Source organism: Kribbella sancticallisti (genome assembly GCF_039530625.1).
In the GTDB taxonomy this organism is placed as follows: domain Bacteria; phylum Actinomycetota; class Actinomycetes; order Propionibacteriales; family Kribbellaceae; genus Kribbella; species Kribbella sancticallisti.
Window position 1 is genome coordinate 361,662 of the sequence record NZ_BAAAOS010000056.1, and the last position, 19,678, is coordinate 381,339.

Consider the following 19,678-nt stretch of genomic DNA (forward strand, 5'->3'; position numbering starts at 1 on the left):
GACCGCGAGCGCGGCCTGATCGCCCGCCGCCCAACCTTTCCGCCCGCTGAGGCGTCTCCCTTGCAGGTCCGGTGCTGCGGACCGAACACCCTGGGGGAGACGTGCGAAAACTGAGGTGGGCGGGCCTTTTGCTCGCAGTGCCGGTCGTTCTGACCGGCTGTATCGCGGACACTCAAGCGGCCGAGACACCGAAAACGCCGTCCACCACCACCACCGCGCAGGGCAAGAACGCCGGCGGAGCCGATCAGCTCACCCTGGTCGCGACCGGCGATGTCCTCCTGCACGAGCGCCTGTGGAACACGGCCAAGCGTGACGGCGACAACGGCGACTGGAACTTCGCCCCACTGCTCCAAGGCGTCAAGCCCCTCGTCCAGTCGGCCGACCTGGCTCTCTGCCATCTGGAAACCCCACTCGGTACGCCGCCCTCCGGCTACCCACTCTTCCAGGGACCGCCGCAAATCGTCCCGGCGCTCAAGAAGACCGGGTACGACGCCTGCTCCACCGCCAGCAACCACAGCTTCGACAAGGGCGCGGCCGGGATCGACCGCACGCTGAAGTTGCTCGACAAGGCCGGCCTGAAGCACACCGGTACTGCGCGCACTCGCGAAGAGGCGGCAACGCCGACCATCGTCACCGTGCACGGCGTGAAGGTCGCCCTGCTCAGCTACACCTACGGCTTCAACGGAATGCCGTACCCGGACGGCGAGACCTGGCGGGCCGGCAAGCTCGACGTCGCCAAGATCAAGGCGATGGCGCAGAAGGCCCGGGGCAACGGTGCCGAGATCGTCGTGGTCAGCTGCCACTGGGGTGACGAGTACTCCACCAAGATCAACCCGGAGCAGAAGCAGATCGCCGAGCAACTCCTTGCCGATAGCAACATCGACCTGGTGCTCGGGCATCACGCGCATGTCGTACAGCCGATCCAGCAACTGAACGGCAAGTGGGTCGTCTACGGACTCGGCAATCTCGTCGCCGCCCACCGCCGGCCCGAGAGCCGCAAGTCGGAGGGCCTGCTGGTGAAGTTCACCTTCCGCAAGGACGGCGATCGGTGGAAGGCGCAGGTGCCGGAGTACGCGCCGCTGTTGATGACGGACACGCTGCCCGTGCGAGTCCTCGAAGTACGGCGTGGGCTGGCCGAGCCCGGCATCTCGGCCGCTCGCAAGGCTCGGCTGGAACTGGCGGAGCGGCGTACGAGCGCGACCGTCACGTCGCTGGGGGCTGCGCCGAAAATGCTTTGAGCCAACGGTGTCCGCGCCTCTAGGGTCGGAGCATGTCTATCAACTTCTTCGTGATGGTCCGTCGTGCCCGGCTCCGGGCAGGCGAGGGGTGCCTGGGGATGGCATCCGCTCGATAGTCGTTGGGCCCAACGCGTCGTGGACGCCGCCGGGGTCAGCCCCGGTGAACTCGTTCTCGACGTCGGTGCCGGCCTCGGTGCGCTGACCGCGCCGTTGGTCCGGGCCGGAGCCCAGGTGGTCGCCGTAGAGCTCCACCCTGGTCGTGCCGACCGGTTGCGTCGGCGGTTCGCGGATGATCCGGTGACGGTGGTTCGTGCCGACGCCGGTGATCTGCGGTTGCCGTCGCGGCCGTTCCGGGTCGTCTCCAGCCCGCCGTACGGGATCTCCACACTGTTGCTGAAGCGACTGCTCGCACCCGGTTCACGCCTGGTGTCGGCGGATCTCGTGCTGCAGCGTCAGGTGGTGAACCGCTGGACCAACCACCAGGCTCCCGCGGCGGCCCGCTGGAGCCGGCACTACGACCTGTCGATCGGGATTCGCCTTCCCCGCAAGGCTTTCACCCCACCACCCCATGTCGATTCAGCCGTCCTGATCCTGCGGAAACGCGGCCGGACCCGATCGTAGTGCCCTGCACCGGGAAGGCCGAAGGGCCCCGATTCTCAGAGGTGAGAAGCGGGGCCCTTCGACGTTGCCGATCAGCCGTGCCAGGAGTTCCAGAGCGCGGCGTACGAGCCTTGGCGGGCGACCAGTTCGTCGTGGCTGCCGAGTTCGCTGATCCGGCCGTCCTCCACCACGGCGACCCGGTCGGCGTCGTGCGCGGTGTAGAGCCGGTGCGCGATCGCGATCACCGTCCGGCCCTCGAGCACGGCCGCGAGTGAACGCTCCATGTGCCGGGCCGCCCGCGGGTCGATCAGCGAGGTCGCCTCGTCGAGCACCAGCGTGTGCGGATCGGCCAGCACCAACCTGGCCAGCGCCAACTGCTGTGCCTGCGCCGGAGTCAGCGAGTGCTTCCCGGAACCGACCCGGGTGTCCAGCCCTTCCGGCAACGCCTCGGCCCAGTCGCGGGCGTCGACGGCAGCCAACGCGTCCAGCAAATCCGCGTCGGTCGCGTCCGAGCGTGCCATCGAGAGGTTGTCCCGCAGCGTGCCGACGAAGACGTGGTGCTCCTGGGTGACCAGCGCGACCTGCTTGCGGAGGTCGTCCAGCGGCAGTTCGGTCATGCCGACCCCGCCGACCGTCACCGATCCTGTCCGCGGCGGGTGGATTCCCGCGACCAGCCGGCCGAGCGTGGACTTGCCCGCCCCGGACGGCCCGACCATCGCGATCCGCTCGCCAGGCTGGACGGTCAGGTCCACACCGTGCAGCACGTCCCGCCCGTCGACGTACGAGAAGCGCACGTCGCGAGCAGCGACCACCTCGCCGGCGGGCGCGCGCCCCGACGGCGTCCGGTCGTCCGGCACGTCGGTGATGCCGAGCAGCCGGGCGAGGGACGCGCCACCCACCTGCAACTCGTCCATCCACGAGATCAGCCGGTCCACCGGATCGATCAACTGGGTCACGTACAGCACGGCCGCTGTCACGGCGCCGAGCGTGACGTGCCCGTTGATGTGCAGCCAGCCGCCGAAGAGCAGGGTGCCGACGATCGGCACGATGTACCCGATCTCGACGACCGGGAACCACACGGTCCGCAGGCGCAGCGTGTACCGCTCGGCGTCGTACGACCCGCGGATGTCGGCGTCGGTACGGCGTACGCGGTCGTCGTAGCGCTGCAGGGCCTCCACCGTGCGGGCGCCTTCGACGGTCTCGGCGAGCGAACTCGTCATCTGGGCGTACGCCGCGTTCTCCCGCAGGTACCCGTCCTTGGCGCGGCGCAGGTACCACTTGGTGCTCAAGGCGAGCACCGGCACCATCGCCATCAGCGGGACCAGCACCCAGACCCCGACCAGCAGGGTGGCGCCGACGGTGAACAGCACGGTCACGAACGCCACGATCGTCTCGGGCACCGCGAACCGCACGGTCCGTGACAACGCGTCCACGTCCCGCGAGGTCCGCGACAGCAGGTCACCCGTGCCGGCTCGCTCGACCGTCCCGATCGGCAGCGCCAGGGCGTTGTCGACGAACTCCTCGCGCAACTCGGCCAGCACCTGCTCGCCGAGCGCGAAGGAGCGGAACCGGGCCCACCGGGTGAGCAGCGACTGCACGACGATGAAGACGGCGATCACCAGGATCACCTGGTTGACCTGGCCGGCGGTCGTGCCCTGCTGGACGTCCTCGACCAGCGTGCCGATCAGGCGTGGCGCGGCCAGCCCGGACACGGCGGCGAGAGCGTGCAGGCCCATCGTGGTGATCAGCGCGCGCGGGTGCCGCCGGGCCAGCCGGCGGGCGTGACGGCGGACCTCGGCGGAGTCCGCGACGGGCAGGATCTGCTTCATGCGAGCACCTCCACGCCATCAATCAACTCTGTCTCGGTCTGCCTGGTCACGGTCTCCCGGTACTGCGGTTCGGTCGCGAGCAGGTCCCGGTGCTTGCCACTGGCAACCACCCGGCCGGCGGCGACGAAGATGACCTCGTCGACCCGGTCCAGCAGCAGCGGGCTCGACGTCAGCACCACCGTGCTGCGCCCGGCCCGGTGGTCCCGCAGCCGCTCCGCGATCCGCGCCTCGGTGTGCGCGTCCACCGCGGAGGTCGGCTCCACCAGCACCAGCACGGACGGGTCCGCCAGCAGCGCGCGAACCAGTACGAGTCGCTGGCGCTGCCCACCGGAAAACGACCGGCCCTTCTCCTCGACCTCGGAGTCGAGCCCTTCGGTCAACGCGACCAGGACGTCCTCGGCGGACGCGGTACGGATCGCTGTCATCAGTTCGTCGTCCGTCCGGCGACGATCCGGGTCGAGCTCTTGGCGCAGCGTGCCGGTGAACATCTGCGCACCGGTGTCGCTGACCAGGATCCTGGCTCGCAGATCGGCTCGCGTCGCGCTCGCCAGCGTGACCCCGCCGTACCGGACCTCGCTGGTCTCGTCGTACCGGCCGAGGCGGTCGGCGAGCACGGCGGCCCGATCCGGCTCGGCGGACACGATCGCCGTCAGCAGGCCGTCGCGGGCGCGGATCCCGGACACGGGATCGACCAGATCGCCGCGATCCGGCAGCCGGACCGGCTCGGCCGGGTCGATCACCTCGGACGTCAGCGCCAGCACCCGGTTCACCCGGCGGGCGGCGACCAGGCCGCGCATCAGTTTGTCGGCGGTCTCGGTCGCGGTGCGCAGCGGCATCACCAGGAAGGTGGCGTAGCCGTAGAAGGCGACCAGCGTGCCCGCGCTCAGCTCACCGCGGAGCGCGACGTGGGCGCCGAGACCGACCACGATCACGATGAAGATGCCGGGCAGGAACACCTGGGCGGCGTCCAGCAGCGACTGGATCCGGGCCACCTTCACGCCGGCCGAGCGGACGGTCTGCGACTCCTGCCGGTAGCGCCGGGAGAACGACTCCTCGCCGCCGATGCCGCGCAGCACCCGCAGGCCGCCGACGATGTCGGAGCCCAGCGAGTTCAGCTCGCCGATCGACTCGCGGTGCGCGATCTGGCGTTTGTGCAGCGGACTGAGCAGCGGGCCCAAGGCGATCAGCATCACCGGGACGCCGATCAGCACGACGAGCCCGAGCAGGGTGGACGACGACAGCAGGATCACCGCGACGACCACGAACGCGACCACCGCACCGGCGAACCGGGCGGACACCTCGAGCACGTTGCCGATGTAGGCCAGGTCGCCGGCGCCCACGCTGACGACCTCGCCGGTCGCGAGGTTCGGCAGGGTGGCGCCCAGGTCGGCCGACTTGCGGGTGACCACCTGGACCGTGCGGTAGGCGCCGCTCAGCCAGTTCACCACCGCGAACCGGTGCCGCATGATCCCGGCGAGCGCCTGCAGCACGCCGACGGCGAACAGCATCGACGACCAGAACAGCAGCCGCTCGGTGTCGCCGCCGGCGATGCCCTCGTCGATCGCCCGGCCGAGGATCGCGGGCACGAAGGCCTGCGAGCCCATCCACAGGATCCCGAACGCCATCCCGCCCGCGAGGGTGGCCTTCTGCCCGCGCGCCACCCAGAGCAGATAGCGGGCAGGCGAGCGGTGATCGGGGATGCCGGGGTCGGCCAACGGAAGCTGTTTCATAACCCTTCGAGGCTAGGCGCGACCACCGACAAAAGCATGCGAATTACCGGCCACCCAGTCGGCGGTGCGGCTTCATCTTGCGTTGGGCAACGAGTTGCCCGGGCGCCATCTGCACCGCCTGTGCTGGAGCCATGCTGGTGATCGCGCATCGGGGAGCGAGTGGCTACCGCCCGGAACACACGCCGGCGGCCTACCGCCTGGCCGCGGCCCTGGGGGCCGACTACCTGGAACCCGACCTGGTCGCCACCCTCGACGGCGTCCTGGTCGCCCGGCACGAGAACGAGATCTCCGGTACGACGGACGTCGCCGACCACGCGGCGTTCGCGGACCGCAAGCTCACCAAGATCGTCGACGGGACCGCCGTCACCGGCTGGTTCGTCGAGGACTTCACCTACGCCGAGCTCCGGACGCTGCGGGCCCGCGAACGGATGCCCGCCCTGCGCGCCGGCAACACGGCGTACGACGGCCGCGAGGGGATCTGCACCTTCGACGACGTGGTGGCGCTGGCCCGGCAGGAGTCGGCCCGGCTCGGCCGCCCGATCGGGGTACTCCCGGAGATCAAGCACCCGGCGTACTTCCGGCGCCTCGGCCTTCCGCTGGAGGAGTTGCTCGCGGAACGGCTGGTCGCGCTCGGTCTGCACAAGGGCGAGGTGATGATCCAGTCGTTCGAGCCGACGAGCCTGCGCCGGCTCTCGGTGATGACGAACGTCCCGCTGGTGCAACTCGTGGACTCCGAGAGCGCGCCGAACGACTTCCTGCGCCACGGCGACGCCCGGACCTTCGCCGACCTGATCGCACCCGCCGGCCTGCGCGAGATCTCGACGTATGCCCAGGTGCTGGCTCCGCACAAGGACCTGGTCATCCCCCGCACGGCAAGCGGCTGCCTGGGTGAACCCACCCGACTGGTCGAGCAGGCGCATCGCGCGGGCCTGTCGGTCCAGCTCTGGACCTTCAGAGCCGAACGCCGCTTCCTGCCCACCGGCCTCGACCTGGCCGGCGAGCTGGCCCAGTTCGCCCGAACCGGCATCGACGGCGTCTTCGCCGACCACCCCGACATAGCAGTAGCCGCAGTCGCCAAGACCGCCCTCAAGGTCTAGAACTGCGCCCGTAGTTCCTTCAGCACGGCCTCAGCCGCCGGAGCCAGCTCACGGTCGATAGCTCGGCTCTGGTCAGTCCCCAGTACTACGAGCGCGTGCTGGGAGGGCCTGGCCCGGATCAACTTGGTGCGCAGGTACGTCGGCGGGTGAGTGGAGTCGACCCGGGTGTCCCGGATGCGGCTGACTCGGGCGTGCCGCTCGATCTCACGCGCGGGCACCTCGGTGACAGCACGCCGGACCGCCTCCAGCGGCGCCACGTCCTTCTCGAAGCGCACTGCTCGCTCCAGGGCTCTGTAGGAGGCCTCAGCGAGCAGCGTCCGCTCCAGAGCCCGGGCAGTCGCGTCAGACCCGGCGATCTCGGCTGCCCGACGATCGGCCAGGTACTCCGCTCGTTGGCTGCTCCGAAGATCCACCTTGTTCAGTAGCCAGGCGTACCCGCGTACGGCGTTGCCCAGGGTCACATCAAGCAGCTTGCCGACGAGGCTCACTGAGGTGTCGCCATCCCTGGCATAGATGAGGTCCTGCCGGTACTGGTCGTACGGCTCCTCGCTGAAGGTCGCCTGCAACTCGCAAAGCACTGAGTCGGCTGTTCCGACTACCCAGCCGTGCCGGGCGTCGCCGTTCTTGCCGTGTCCGAGCTCGTGGGCGAGGATCGCGACTCGCTCCTGCGGCCTGAGGCTCTCCCAAAGCGGCAGGCCGAGACCGAGGACAGGCTGGAAGCGCCAGCCGACCCGGGCGAAGAAGACGTTCGGGATGGCGTTCACGGCGACAGCCACGATCGGCTTGGTGCCGATGGCGGCAGCGATCTCGTCCAGCAGGGCGAACAGCGTCGGGGCCTGGGCCCGCTCGACGATGTGCGCGTCGGAAGACAGGTGGTATGCACGCGGCCGGAGCAGGACGGCCACGCCGAAGGGGATCAGCGAGAGGAGGATGCTCAACCAGAGCGGCCGGTAGAAGACCACCAGGGCGATGCCGGCGAGCAGGCTCAGCACGGGAACCAGGAGAACCACTGCGGACATCAGGTACGCGCCGATCCGCGCTGCGTCCCAGCCTGGTCGGTGGGTCGCGCCGTGCTCCAGTTCGCGGTACAGGGTGTCGGCCAGCTTGTGTTCCAGGCGCTGACGCCAGGCCGGCAGCGGTTGATCATCGGTACCGGTGGGATGCACGTTCCAGTCGCACTTGTCGCACCAGATCACGTACCGGCGGTCGACTCGAATCTGGTGGGCGCACTGCGGGCAGTTGCTGATGCCCTGTTCGGTCTGCACTGCGGCAACCTAGTGGGCACCGCAGCGTCTGTCGACGTCGGCACGGCAGCAAGTGAGAGGGCCGGTGGCCTATCTGGTGGCTCTGTCAGCTTGCTGCCGTGCGTCCGGCCGTCACGCCGCCGGCGGCTTGTCGTCGTAGATGCGGGCGGCGATGTCGGACTCGGGGGTGGGCTGCTGCGCCTGCTGGTTGGGCTGCTGGACCGACTGCCAGACAGCCTTGCCGTCGGCTTCCGGCATCACGATCCAGGCGACCACGTAGCCGAGCAGCGCGCCGCCGCCGGTGATCAGGGTCAGGCCCACGATGGCCAGCCGGACCAGGGTCGCGTCGATGTTGAAGTACTCGGCGAGGCCGCCGGACACACCGGACAGCATTCGCTGGTCGCGGGACCGGCGGAGGGTCTTGCCGGACAGGTTCGAGAAAGGTGCGGTGGAGTTCGTCATGTCCACAACTCTGCCGCCGGAGACCCCTTCTCCACATCGGGATCGGTACCGACCGGACCCTGGTCCCACCCCTGACCCCGGTCAGCCGCCCCCGCCGCCGCCCCTGACGACTTTCGTCAGCTTTTGTCGGTGCCGGGTCCTACCGTCGGGGGATGGATGCTGCGGCGGTGCGGAAGCTGATGCTCGGGCTGCCCGGGGTCGAGGAGCGTGAGGGCTGGGCCGGTCAACCCGCGTACAGGGTGCGGAAGAAGGGCTTCGCCTATCTCTCGGAGGACGAGACCTCGGTGATGTTCAAGGCGTTGCGGGAGGAGCAGGAGGCGATGGTCGCGGAGGACCCCGAGGTCTACTCCGCGTGGTGGTCCGCGGGCCGCTTCGGCTGGCTGGGGGTGGAACTGGCGACCGCCGACGAGGACGAACTCCGCGAGCTGCTGATCGAGGCCTGGCGCCTGACCGCCCCCAAGTACCTGGTGGCCCAGTTGGACCAGAACGCCTAGACCCTGCCACCGCCTGCGGCGTGCTCGGCTCAGCCGGTGGTCAGGGCCGCTGTGCGGGCCGATTCCGGTAGGCGCTCGGGGTGCTGCCGACCTCGCGGCGGAAGACCGACCGGAAGCTCGCGGCGCTGCCGAAGCCGGTGGCGGTCGCGATCCGTTCGACCGACCAGTCCGAGGTCTCCAGCAGCCGGCGGGCGCTGAGGACGCGCTGCAGGACCACCCAGCGCATCGGTGGCAGGCCGGTCTCGGTCTCGAAGTGCCGGATGAACGTCCGGCGCGGCAGGTTCGCGTTCTCGGCCATCAGTCGCACCGTGATCGGCTCCGCGATGTTCTCCATCACCCACGCCCGGGTGGCGGACAGGTCCGACCGCGGCGGAGTCAGTACGTCGACGTACTGGCGTTCCTCGCCGCCGCGGGCCGGGGCGGCGACGACGCCCTTGCCCGCCTCGTACGCCGCGGCGGCGCCGAGGTCGGACCTGATCACGTGCAGGCAGGCGTCGATGGCGGCCCCTCCTCCCGCGGAGGTGAGGATCTTGCCGTCCTCGACGAACAGCCGGTTCTCGACGACGTTCACCTGCGGATGCAGTTCCCGCAGCAGGCCCAGGTACTGCCAGTGGGTGGTCGCGTCCCGCCCGGTGAGGATTCCGGCGGCCGCCAGGGCGAACGTGCCGGTGCAGATGGCGACCAGCCGGGCGCCGCGGTCGGCGCTCAGCCGGAGCGCGTCCGTGTACTCAGCCGGCAGCGGGATCTCCGGGTCGTCGAATCCCGGGACGACCACGATGTCGGCGTCCGCCAGCGCCGCCAGTGGGTGGGTGGCGGTGATCCCGGCGGCCAGGCCGGTCGTCTCGGAACAGACGATGACCCGGTAGCCACCCGCGCTGCCCAGGATGTGTGCGGGAATGCTGAAGTCGAGGGCGATCACCCCGGGCATCACCAGGATCGCCACCGTGAGTTCCGCGCTGGGCTGGGGCAAGGGCTCTCCTCGAGTCCGCAGGCACGACCACCCGCTCGGCCGAGTTTATCGGCCGGGGGGCTGGCACGAACCGCGCACACTTTGGCACCGCCACGGCTGGTGGGGGCCCTGAACGGCTCCTACCTTCGTCGCATGACTATCGAGCAGATTTCACAGGTGGAGAGCTTCGGGGTCCCGTGGGAGGAGTCGTACGGGTACGTGCAGGCGGTCCGGCGCGGGGACACGATCTATCTCTCCGGTCAGTTGGCGAACCGGGGGAGCGAACTGGTCGCGCCGGCACCGGTCGACGAGAACGGCGTCGCGACGGATTTCTCGGCCATGGGCGAGCAGATGCGCCAGACCTATGTCAACGCCGGGGAACTGCTTCGGCGCTTCGGTGCCTCCCTCGACGACGTGGTCGAGGAAGTGATCTACGTTCTCGACATTCCGGCGGCCTTCGAGGTGGCTGGACCGGTCCGCAAGGCTGCCTACGGTCGTGAAGACCCGCAGGTCGCCAGCACCCTCGTCGGCATCACCCGGCTGGCCTTCCCGGAACAGCTCGTCGAGATCAAGTTCGTCGCTCGGGTCTAGCGGGAGAGCGACTTGCCGACCAGCACCCACTGCGGCGAAGTACGGCTGATCTCCTTGAAGCCGGCGTCCAGATAGACCGACAGCGGGCCGCGGTAGAGGTCGGCCGAGGGGACCTTGCCCGCGGCGGCGACGTCCACCGCGCAGGCCTCCAGGCGGGTGACGCCCTGGGTGCGGGCGAAGTCGATCGCGCCAAGCAGCAGCTCCCCGGCGACCCCCTGGCGCCGATGACCGACCGGTACTACGAAGCAGGTGACCACCCAGGCGTCGGGATCACCGCCACGCCAGTTCGGGGAGGCGACCACCCGGGGGTAGTCCGAGCGGGGAGCCACCGCGCACCAGCCGACCGCAGTACCGGCTTCGTCGGTGGCCAGGACGCCGGGCGGGAGGTCGGAGCGGACCTGGGAGCGCAAGGACGCGCGGTGGGAGGCGGGGGAGCTATCGGACCACTGCTTGCCGCGGAGGCGGAAGTACTGGCAGAAGCAGCGGGAGGGATCGCCGCGCTCGCCCATCACCGCCCTGACCTCGTCCCACCGGTCGGCCGTGGCCGGGCGCACTTCCAGAGCCATCGCAGCACAGTACTGCGGGCTGGGCCCGGCTTGCACTCGCTTGGGTCGAGTGCTAATACTTGGTTAGCACTCACCGGGCGAGAGTGATAATTGCTCCCGCCCGGAAGTGTGACCATAGACGGCCTCGATGAGGTACCGGAGGCGTGGCGGGACGTGACCGCCGCACCGAAAGTACCGTCCGTCGCGGGCATCCGGCCGGCTGAACCAAAAACTCGACGCGGGAGGACTCGCGGAGAATGCCCAAGCTGATTTCTTTTAATGAAGAGGCGCGCCGCGGCCTCGAGCGGGGTATGAACACCCTCGCCGACGCCGTGAAGGTGACGCTCGGCCCCAAGGGCCGCAACGTCGTGCTGGAGAAGAAGTGGGGCGCCCCCACGATCACCAACGACGGTGTCTCCATCGCCAAGGAGATCGAGCTCGAGGACCCGTACGAGAAGATCGGGGCCGAGCTCGTCAAGGAAGTTGCCAAGAAGACGGATGACGTCGCCGGCGACGGCACCACCACGGCGACCGTGCTGGCCCAGGCGCTGGTGCGCGAGGGTCTGCGCAACGTCGCCGCGGGCGCCAACCCGATGGGCCTGAAGAAGGGCATCGAGAAGGCGGTCGAGGCCGTCAGCGAGCAGCTGCTGGCCCAGGCGAAGGACGTCGAGACCCGGGAGCAGATCGCTTCCACCGCCTCGATCTCCGCCGCTGACACCCAGGTCGGCCAGATCATCGCCGAGGCGATGGACAAGGTCGGCAAGGAAGGTGTCATCACCGTCGAGGAGAGCAACACCTTCGGTCTCGAGCTCGAGCTCACCGAGGGCATGCGCTTCGACAAGGGCTACATCTCGCCGTACTTCGTGACCGACACCGAGCGGATGGAAGCGGTCCTCGAAGACCCGTACATCCTCGTGGTGAACAGCAAGATCTCGAGCATCAAGGACCTCGTCCCGGTGCTGGAGAAGGTCATGCAGACCGGCAAGCCGCTGGCCATCATCGCCGAGGACCTCGAGGGTGAGGCGCTGGCGACCCTGGTCGTGAACAAGATCAAGGGCACCTTCAAGACCGTCGCCGTCAAGGCGCCGGGCTTCGGTGACCGCCGCAAGGCCATGCTCGTCGACATCGCCGTCCTGACCGGCGGTGAGGTCATCTCCGAGGAGGTCGGCCTCAAGCTCGACACGGTGGACCTGGAGCTGCTCGGCCAGGCCCGCAAGATCGTCGTCACCAAGGACGAGACGACCATCGTCGAGGGTTCGGGCGACGCCGACCAGATCTCCGGCCGGGTGAACCAGATCCGCGCCGAGATCGAGAAGTCGGACTCCGACTACGACCGCGAGAAGCTGCAGGAGCGGCTGGCCAAGCTGGCCGGTGGCGTTGCGGTGATCAAGGTCGGCGCGGCCACCGAGGTCGAGCTGAAGGAGCGCAAGCACCGCATCGAGGACGCCGTTCGCAACGCGAAGGCGGCCGTCGAGGAGGGTATCGTCGCCGGCGGCGGCGTGGCCCTGCTGCAGGCCAGCGTGGTGGCGTTCGAGAAGCTGGAGCTCGAGGGTGACGAGGCCACCGGTGCCGCCATCGTGCGGTCCGCGGTCGAGGCGCCGTTGAAGCAGATCGCCGTGAACGCCGGCCTCGAGGGTGGCGTCGTGGTGGAGAAGGTCCGCAACCTCGAGCCGGGCTGGGGCCTCAACGCCGCCACCGGCGAGTACGTCGACCTGATCGCCACCGGCATCATCGACCCCGCCAAGGTGACCCGGTCGGCGCTGCAGAACGCGGCTTCGATCGCGGCGCTGTTCCTCACCACCGAGGCAGTCATCGCCGACAAGCCGGAGAAGGCCTCGGCCGCTCCGGGTGGCGCGCCCGACATGGGCGGCATGGACTTCTGATCTCGTAGAAGTTCCCAGCAAGACACGAAGCGGTCCCGGGCTCAGGCCCGGGACCGCTTTCTTGTGCCCTGCTGGTTTCTTCTGCCCTGTTAGCCGACCATGCGGTCGGCGCCCTCGGCCGCGCGGAGCAGCCGGAGTTGGCCGATCTCGGCGGCGTTCTTCATCAGTTCGGCGTTCACCCAGCCGTACAGGTCCGCCATCGACCGCCCGGTCTCCGGCGGCCAGGGGAAGGCGGCCGGCAGGGCGAGCACGCTGTCGTCGGCGTCGTCCAGCAGGTGCGCCCAGTCGTCGTGCAGCGCGCGCATCCAGCCGAGGGTCCGGGCGAGGTCGCCAGGCCACCGAACCGCGGCGCGCTCCGGTGGCACGAAGCCGCGGGCATGGGCGATGGCCACGGACCACCACCAGCCGATGTGCCAGCTGAGCCAGCCGATCGTCGGGACCGGGATCGGATCCAGCGCCTGGTCGGACCAGTCGGCCCGCCAGCCGCCGGCGCTGTCCACCCGGACGGTCCAGCACAGCTCGGCCGGCTCCCAGAGCAGATCCTCCGGCGTCAGCCGTTCCAGGTGGTACTCGAACAGTGACCAGGTCAGCTCGAACTGCCCGCGCAAGACATCCCTGACGTCTGCCAAGACCCGCCCTCTCGTGATGCCGTATTCGAACTCGTGAGCACGAATTCTGTCAGCCCGGATAATCGGTGGACGGTGACCCCGGCCGCGCCCTACTGTCTGCGGCAGCGAGAACGACCTCGAGTGGAAGGAGCGACCGATGCGTACTCAACTCTGCATGCCGGCGCGCCCGACCCGCTCGCACAGCTCGCACTGAGCGGAGTCGCCGCGCCTCCTTCTGGAGGATTCGTGAAGATCCGCACCACCGTCGAGGCAGACCTCGACACCATCCACACCCTGATCGCCGAGCAGTCGCTCAACACCGTCACCCGGGAACGCTACGACGAGTATCTGGCGTCCGGCGCGTACCGTCACGAGTGGTCCTGGGTCGTCGAAGAGGACGGCCGGATCATCGCCCTCGCGATCTGGTGGGGGATGGAGCAGTTCGACCACCCGTTCAGCATCGACGGCCTGTACTGCGTACCGGGCGCCGACCGCGTCGCCGTCTGGACCGAGTTGATCCGGCACGCGCTCGGGAACATCCCGGCCGAGGCGGAACAGCCGGAGTACCACATCTTCGTGCCGAACGGCTGGCGTGATCAGCCGGACGTCGTCGCGGAACTCGAGCCCAGGTTGCAGGCTGCCGCCGCGGCCGGATTGTCCGAGGTGACCGAGCGGCTGCGCTACGAGTGGCTCCCGGAGTACGGGCTGTCGGCGCGGTCGACCCGGCTGCGGTTCGAGCCGGCCGATGACGACGCGTTCCTCGACGTGTTCTGCCGGGTGATCGAGGGCAGCCTCGACGCGTCGACGCGACGGGCCGTCGCCCGGGTCGGCGTGGAGGGCTCGGCCAAGGAGGACCTGGAGGTCTACCAGTCCATGCCGGGCGAACGGTCCTGGTGGCGACTCGCGTTCAACCCGGCCGGCGAGTTGGTCGGGTTCGCGCTGCCCTCGGCGAACAACGGCGGTCCGGTGGTTGGGTATCTCGGCGTACTGGCTGAGCATCGCGGCAACGGCTACAGCGACGATCTGCTCGCCGAGATCACCCACATCCTGGTGGAGGCCGGCGCCGAACGGATCAGAGCCGACACCGATCTGACGAACAAGCCGATGGCGGCGAGCTTCGAACGGCTCGGGTACCGCAACCACGCCGTACGGATGGTCGCTGGCTACCCGGTCGGCTGATCGGAGTCTGCCCCTGGAGCAAAGGGAAAACAGCCGGGCTCCAGGGGCAGACGACGGCTGGTACGGCCCCTATGCTTCCCTGACATGTCAAGGATTAGTGATGCGTGACGTCGCGCTGATCCTGCATGTCGCCGCGGGTGCCGTCGGGGTCCTGTTCGGGCCCTTGGCCATCGTCTTCACGCTGCGGCGGCGCCGGCTGAACTGGGCCGGCGAGACCTTCCACTGGGCGGTGGCGCTGGTCTGCCTGACCGCGCTGGTGATGGTGCCCTACGACTGGGCTGGGCTCTGGGTGTTCTGGCCGATCTCGATCGCGTCGTACTTGTTCGTGTACTTCGGCCAGCGAGCCGCGGAGTCACCCGGTGGACTCTGGTACCGGGGCGTCCTCCGCGGCTACGGCGGCGGCTGGATCGCCTTGTGGACGGCGATTCTGGTGGTCAGTGCTCCCGACCAGCCGTGGACCTGGGCGATTCCGATCGTGGTCGGCTCGGCGGTGATCGAGGTGCTCTGCTTCCGCCCGTCGGCGGCATGGACCCGGAACTCTCAGGCCTGACGCAACGGGCCGAAGAAGGTCCGGAGGTCGCCGGTGAGCAGGTCCGGCACCTCCATCGCGGCGAAGTGCCCGCCGCGCTCGTACTCGTTCCAGTGCTCGATCCTGCCCGCGGGATCGGTCAGGCTCTTGACAGCCGTCTCCGCCCCGAACACCGCCACCCCGGTCGGCGGCCCGGCCACCGAACCCCACTCCTGCGCCTCACCCTCGCTCTCGTCTGAAACCTGGGACGCTTGCTGGGCGGCGAAGGCCTTCCAGGCCTGCATGCCTTCGTAGACCGCGTGCGCCGACGATGCTCCTGAGCCGGTGAACCAGTAGAGGCTGACATTGGTGAGCAACTGATCGCGATCGACCGCGTCCTCCGGCAGTTTCCTGGCCGGATCGGTCCACTCGGCGAACTTCTCCACGATCCAGGCCAACTGCCCGATCGGCGAGTCGTTCAGCCCGTACGCCAGCGTCTGCGGCCGGGTCATCTGCTGCACGAGATACCCGAAGCCCTCGTCCATCATCGTGTTGAAGTGCTCGGCCCGTTCGCGGTCCCGCCCCGACAACTCGTCGAGCGGGATCGGGTCCCCGAACGGCGTCGACGCGCTGATCCCGGCCAGGTGGATCCCGGCCACGTGCTCCGCGTCGATGAACGGCAGCATCCCGGCGACTCCGGATCCGGCGTCGGTCCCGTGCGCGGCGTACCGCTCGTACCCGAGCCGGCTCATCAGTTCGGCCCACATCCGCGCCACCCCGAACAGGTTGAAGCCCGCCTCGCCGATCGGGTTGGAGAACCCGTACCCCGGCAGCGACGGTACGACGACGTGGAACGCGTCGGCCGGGTCGCCACCATGGGCCCGCGGATCCGTCAGCGGGCCGATCAGCTTCTGGAACTCCACCGGCGACCCCGGCCAGCCGTGCGTCAGGATCAACGGCAGCGCATCGGGCTCCGGGGAGCGCTGGTGGAAGAAGTGAATCCGCTGCCCGTCGATCTCGGTGACGAACTGCGGGATCTCGTTCAGCGCCGCCTCCTGCGCGCGCCAGTCGAAACCGTCACCCCAGTACTCCGCCAACTCCTTCAGGTAGGCGACCGGCACTCCCCGGCTCCAGTCATCCACCCGCGGCTCAGCAGGCCAACGCGCCCCGGCCAGCCGGGCGCGCAGGTCGTCGATCTCGCTCTGCGGGATCTCGATCCGGAAAGGCTGAATCTCACTCTGCTTCGTCGTCATACCCCGACGCTAGAAGCAATCGCGGCGAGCTCCCTTCCGCAATCAAAATCATCTCCCAGAAACGACCAGCAGGCGCTGAGCTATCTCCTGCGACGATCGGGGACGACCCGCTTGGGTGCCTCTCCGCGGGTGTTGCCCGACTCGGTGGCCGAAGCCCGTTCGTAGTCGGTGAGCACTTCGAACACCCTGGGGGCTTCGAAGAGCCGGTACCTCTGCTGGCTGCCGACCGGCTGGAGGACTTCGGTGGCGATGAGGCTTTCGATCGCAGCGAAAGCCGCCGATCGACCGGCGCCGGTCAGTCGCATCACGTCATCCGTGGTGACGACTGGATGTGCGATCAATTGCGGAAGCAGTCGATCGGCGGCGCTGCCTTTTCGTGGGTTGACCTTGCCCCGCCAGTCGGACTCCAGATCGATGAGATCTGCCCGGAGGGCAACGGCGTCAGCGGCAGCCCGGCGAGTCGCTGACAGGAAGAGGTCGAGCCAACCGCGAAGACCTTCCAAGGCGGCCTGACTCGTCGGCTCGCCGACGTATCTGAACTTGGACAGGCCTTCCACGTAGGCGGTTGCCCGGGTCGCAAGCGCGAGGCTGATCGGAGGAATGAAGTCCTTCGCAAGACCTCGGCGCTTGAGGATGACATGGATGAGCGCCCGGCCGGTGCGCCCGTTCCCATCGGCGAACGGATGGATGGTCTCGAACTGGGCATGCGCCATGCCGGCCTGGATCGTTCCCGGTAGGTCGTCACGGTTGATAAAGGAACAGAGGTCCTCGAGCAGCTCATTGACATACTCGGGCGGCGGGGGGACGAACGCGGCCTGGCACGGGTTGAAGTCGTTGCCGCCGATCCAGTTCTGCTGTGTTCGGACCAGGCCGGCGATCTCCGGTCGGTCGGAGTGTTCCATCAGCGCCGCGTGAACCTCGAGAAGATGGTGCACCGTGACGTGCTCGACCTCAGCGACCGAATCAACCGCATAGTTCATCGCTTTGACGTTGCCCAGGACGGCATCGGCCGTCGCGTCGTTGTCGTGAGCCCCCGCTTCTACCTTCGCCTCGTGCCGGGCCAGTCGACGGCTGCTGACCTGCAGGCCCTCGATCTTGGAGGACGCCACCGCCTCGGCCCGGAGCAGGAATCGCGCGAGCTGCTCCAGGTTGTGTGTGTCCGAGCCGCCGAAGGTCGCCAACGTTCGTTCGGTGTCGACCACGTCAGCCGCCAGTTCGGCGCTCAGCTCCAGCGAGTGGGCGCTCAGCGGGTCGGGAACGTACGCTGAATACTCGCACGGTCGCCGATGCCTACGAGGTCCGTAAGCATCTTGGCTAGAGGCCCAGATGCTTGTTATCAGTTGACTCAACCTGGACTCCTACTAGTTTAAGTCCAGGTTGTTTCTTTAACCCGGACTTAAAAAGATCATAGTCCAGGTTGTCTGTCCTGCTCTTAAGCTTGGCCGGCTTGTTCTTCCGGGGTGGCCTTGCGTACTACGAGACGGGTCCAGGCGCCTACGTAGACGCGGTCGTCGCTGCCGAGTTCGCGGCGTTGGCCGGGGGTGATGGGGTCCTCGGGGAGTGGGCCGGAGGACGGGCCGACGAAGGTGCCGTTGGAGGACTGGAGGTCTTCCACCCACCAGCGCTGGCCGTCGGTGGTCAACTGGGCCTGACGGCGGCTCACGCCGGTGTCCTCGCCGCAGTCGATCTCCGGGGTGATTCCCCGGCTCTTGGACGGACGGCCTACCAGCACGCTCTTCGCGGTGATCGGGATGACCGCCGGCAGCCCGGGTGAGGGGCACGGGTCGTCGCTCTGCTGGACCTCGTACCAGTCCGGGTCGACCCAGCGTTCCACCACCCAGTCGGCGACCTGCTGCGGCGCCGGGGGCACCGGAGGCGGAGTACCGAGGTCCAGTGCTGAGGCCGGGCGCGGCATCGTGCCGGTGGTGAAGTCGTAGCCGCAGTTCTCACAGAACAAGGCGTCCGGCGCGGCCGGCTCCGAGCAGTTCGGGCAGGACTGGGTCGCCGGAGCGGGCGTAGGAGCAGGGGCGGCCGTCGCGGGGGCAGGCACCGACGCGGCCCCGGGCGTCGCGGCTGCCCCGATTGGCAGGCCGCAGACGTCGCAGTAGTCGGTGGAGACGGACGGATGCCCGCTCGGACACGTCGCTGAGGTCATTTCTTCACCCGGGTGGTCTTGGTGGAGGCGGTGTCGAGCGCCATCTCGTCGGCCTTCTCGACGCTGCGCTTGAGTCGCACGGTGCCGGTCTCCTGGTCGTCGATGTCGACCACCTTACGCAGCCGGGTGGTCGCTTCCTCGTTGCCCGTCTGGGCGGCGAGTTGCACCGCGCGGCCGAGCTTGGTGGTCGCGGTCGCGGTGTCACCCGCGGCCTTGGCGGCCAGGCCTTCCTGGATCGCGTCGGCCAACTCGGTCTGGCCGGTGTAGTGCGCGACCTCCGGGCTGATCCGGGTGGTCAGCGCCTCGTCCGCGGACCACAGCGCCTTCACCAGACCTTGTGCGACGACCTGCTCGCCGACCACGAGCTGGACCCGGGCGGCAAGCTGCTCCTGCCCGATTCCCTTCGCAGCAAGGCGAATCGCGACGTGGTAGTCGCGGGACTCGTCGCCCCAGGCGCCGGTCGGGTAGGCGCCGGTCAGCGGATTCACGTCGGTGCGGCGAGACGTCAGGTCCTCCACGGTCGGAGCCACCTGCCGCACGAACAGCACCTGTGCGCCCTGCGGAGCCCAGACGCGCATGTCGGCCGTGGCGACGCCCTTGCTCATCGCGTTCTGGATGATCGCGGCGAACTCGGCGGCCAACTGGTCCGGCGCCGGGATGATGTCGACGGTGCCGAGCAGCGCCTTGGCGATCCGCCGTACCTCGTCGACCTGCCAGGCCACGCCGACACCGCGGCAGTCGCACTGGAACTGGCCGGTGACGGCCTCGATGGTCTGGGTCAGTACCTCGGGCGACTCGTGCTGGTTCTCGCCGTCGGTGAGCAGCAGCGCGTGCTTCTGGGTCAGCGACGGGACGGTGGCGAAGACCCGGGACGCGAGCCGCAGCCAGGTGCCCATCGCGGTGCCGCCGTCGGCGTAGAACCGGGCGACGGCGTCCTTGGCGGCCTGCCGGGTGAACTGGTCCATCCGCACCATCACCGGCTCGGGCGACTGCGGGAAGGCCAGCTGGGCCCGGTCGTTGCCGGAGATGACCGCGAACCAGACCCCGTCGAGGATCTGGTCGAGCGCGGTCTGGGCGGCGTGCGCGGCGGCCCGCACGCCCTCGGCACCCATCGAGCCGGAGGTGTCGACGATGATGATCTCGCCGGCGTCCCCACCGCCGGACTGGCCGGCCGCGCCCGCGCCGCTGCAGGACACCGTGACGATCGCGTGGACGTCGGTGCCGCCGTCGGGCAGGAACTCGTTCTGGTACACGGAGGCGGAGAACTCGGCCATCGAAGGCGTCCTTTCGGTGGAGCTGTTGGATACGAGGCT

At 68.9% G+C, this 19,678-nt stretch carries 19 protein-coding genes; 8 read left to right on the forward strand and 11 right to left on the reverse strand.

Going from position 1 to position 19,678, the window contains the following annotated elements; translation table 11 throughout:
- Positions 1–101 precede the first annotated feature (101 nt).
- A complete protein-coding gene (locus ABD255_RS36575) occupies positions 102–1,238 on the forward strand; it encodes a CapA family protein (RefSeq protein WP_344221370.1) in 1,137 nt (378 codons plus the stop codon).
- A gap of 63 nt (positions 1,239–1,301) precedes the next feature.
- Positions 1,302–1,859 carry an rRNA adenine N-6-methyltransferase family protein gene (locus tag ABD255_RS36580; RefSeq protein ID WP_344221371.1) on the forward strand — a complete coding sequence of 186 codons (558 nt, stop codon included), beginning with the start codon at positions 1,302–1,304 and terminating at the stop codon, positions 1,857–1,859.
- Positions 1,860–1,930: 71 nt separating this feature from the next.
- Here ABD255_RS36580 and ABD255_RS36585 read toward each other — a convergent pair whose 3' ends face one another.
- Positions 1,931–3,667, reverse strand: a complete 1,737-nt coding sequence (locus ABD255_RS36585) for an ABC transporter ATP-binding protein (protein ID WP_344221372.1) — start codon at positions 3,665–3,667, stop codon at positions 1,931–1,933.
- The gene (locus ABD255_RS36590) at positions 3,664–5,397 is read right to left on the reverse strand and encodes an ABC transporter ATP-binding protein (protein ID WP_344221373.1); all 1,734 of its coding nucleotides are present in this window, start codon (positions 5,395–5,397) and stop codon (positions 3,664–3,666) included. Before ABD255_RS36590 ends, ABD255_RS36585 begins: the two co-directional genes overlap by 4 nt.
- A 131-nt stretch (positions 5,398–5,528) precedes the next feature.
- On the opposite strand from ABD255_RS36590, the gene ABD255_RS36595 reads away from it, so the two are divergent.
- The gene (locus ABD255_RS36595; RefSeq protein ID WP_344221374.1) at positions 5,529–6,494 is read left to right on the forward strand and encodes a glycerophosphodiester phosphodiesterase; all 966 of its coding nucleotides are present in this window, start codon (positions 5,529–5,531) and stop codon (positions 6,492–6,494) included.
- On the opposite strand, the gene ABD255_RS36600 is transcribed toward ABD255_RS36595, so the two are convergent.
- Together ABD255_RS36600 and ABD255_RS36605 are read right to left on the reverse strand one after the other, a co-directional pair.
- Positions 6,491–7,759: a M48 family metalloprotease gene (locus ABD255_RS36600; protein ID WP_344221375.1), complete on the reverse strand. Its 1,269-nt coding sequence runs from the start codon at positions 7,757–7,759 to the stop codon at positions 6,491–6,493. The genes ABD255_RS36595 and ABD255_RS36600 overlap by 4 nt on opposite strands.
- Positions 7,760–7,870: 111 nt before the next feature.
- Positions 7,871–8,200, reverse strand: a complete 330-nt coding sequence (locus ABD255_RS36605; protein WP_344221376.1) for a PspC domain-containing protein — start codon at positions 8,198–8,200, stop codon at positions 7,871–7,873.
- A gap of 152 nt (positions 8,201–8,352) precedes the next feature.
- Between ABD255_RS36605 and ABD255_RS36610 the strand changes: the two genes are divergently transcribed.
- Positions 8,353–8,694: an MmcQ/YjbR family DNA-binding protein gene (locus ABD255_RS36610; protein WP_344221377.1), complete on the forward strand. Its 342-nt coding sequence runs from the start codon at positions 8,353–8,355 to the stop codon at positions 8,692–8,694.
- A 40-nt stretch (positions 8,695–8,734) separates the two neighbouring features.
- Here the strand turns inward: ABD255_RS36610 and ABD255_RS36615 are convergent, their stop codons facing one another.
- Entirely contained in the window at positions 8,735–9,664 is a 930-nt protein-coding gene (locus ABD255_RS36615) for a GlxA family transcriptional regulator (RefSeq protein ID WP_344221378.1), read from the reverse strand.
- A 132-nt stretch (positions 9,665–9,796) separates the two neighbouring features.
- Between ABD255_RS36615 and ABD255_RS36620 the strand changes: the two genes are divergently transcribed.
- A complete protein-coding gene (locus tag ABD255_RS36620; RefSeq protein WP_344221379.1) occupies positions 9,797–10,234 on the forward strand; it encodes a Rid family hydrolase in 438 nt (145 codons plus the stop codon).
- Here ABD255_RS36620 and ABD255_RS36625 read toward each other — a convergent pair.
- Positions 10,231–10,800, reverse strand: coding sequence for a GNAT family N-acetyltransferase (locus ABD255_RS36625; RefSeq protein ID WP_344221380.1), 570 nt, complete (start codon positions 10,798–10,800; stop codon positions 10,231–10,233). The genes ABD255_RS36620 and ABD255_RS36625 overlap by 4 nt on opposite strands.
- A gap of 236 nt (positions 10,801–11,036) precedes the next feature.
- Here ABD255_RS36625 and groL point away from each other — a divergent pair, with 236 nt between their 5' ends.
- Positions 11,037–12,662 carry a chaperonin GroEL gene (gene groL, locus ABD255_RS36630; protein ID WP_344221381.1) on the forward strand — a complete coding sequence of 542 codons (1,626 nt, stop codon included), beginning with the start codon at positions 11,037–11,039 and terminating at the stop codon, positions 12,660–12,662.
- 89 nt (positions 12,663–12,751) lie between these two features.
- Here the strand turns inward: groL and ABD255_RS36635 are convergent, their stop codons facing one another.
- On the reverse strand, positions 12,752–13,291 hold the full coding sequence (locus ABD255_RS36635) for a DinB family protein (protein WP_344221382.1): 540 nt from the start codon (positions 13,289–13,291) through the stop codon (positions 12,752–12,754).
- A 225-nt stretch (positions 13,292–13,516) separates the two neighbouring features.
- Here ABD255_RS36635 and ABD255_RS36640 point away from each other — a divergent pair, with 225 nt between their 5' ends.
- Both ABD255_RS36640 and ABD255_RS36645 read left to right on the forward strand, forming a co-directional pair.
- The gene (locus tag ABD255_RS36640) at positions 13,517–14,449 is read left to right on the forward strand and encodes a GNAT family N-acetyltransferase (RefSeq protein ID WP_344221383.1); all 933 of its coding nucleotides are present in this window, start codon (positions 13,517–13,519) and stop codon (positions 14,447–14,449) included.
- Positions 14,450–14,549: 100 nt separating this feature from the next.
- Positions 14,550–14,999 (forward strand): hypothetical protein, encoded by a 450-nt coding sequence (locus ABD255_RS36645; protein WP_344221385.1) that lies wholly within the window; start codon positions 14,550–14,552, stop codon positions 14,997–14,999.
- Here ABD255_RS36645 and ABD255_RS36650 read toward each other — a convergent pair.
- From ABD255_RS36650 to ABD255_RS36665, 4 genes are all read right to left on the reverse strand, one after another.
- Positions 14,990–16,210, reverse strand: a complete 1,221-nt coding sequence (locus ABD255_RS36650; RefSeq protein WP_344221386.1) for an epoxide hydrolase family protein — start codon at positions 16,208–16,210, stop codon at positions 14,990–14,992. The two genes, ABD255_RS36645 and ABD255_RS36650, sit on opposite strands and share 10 nt — an antisense overlap.
- A gap of 80 nt (positions 16,211–16,290) precedes the next feature.
- Positions 16,291–17,412, reverse strand: coding sequence for a Fic family protein (locus ABD255_RS36655; protein WP_344221388.1), 1,122 nt, complete (start codon positions 17,410–17,412; stop codon positions 16,291–16,293).
- Between the two features lie 230 nt (positions 17,413–17,642).
- Complete coding sequence (locus ABD255_RS36660; protein WP_344221389.1) at positions 17,643–18,365, reverse strand: FHA domain-containing protein; 723 nt, start codon at positions 18,363–18,365, stop codon at positions 17,643–17,645.
- Positions 18,362–19,639, reverse strand: coding sequence for a vWA domain-containing protein (locus ABD255_RS36665; protein ID WP_344221390.1), 1,278 nt, complete (start codon positions 19,637–19,639; stop codon positions 18,362–18,364). Before ABD255_RS36665 ends, ABD255_RS36660 begins: the two co-directional genes overlap by 4 nt.
- Between the last annotated feature and the right edge of the window lie 39 nt (positions 19,640–19,678).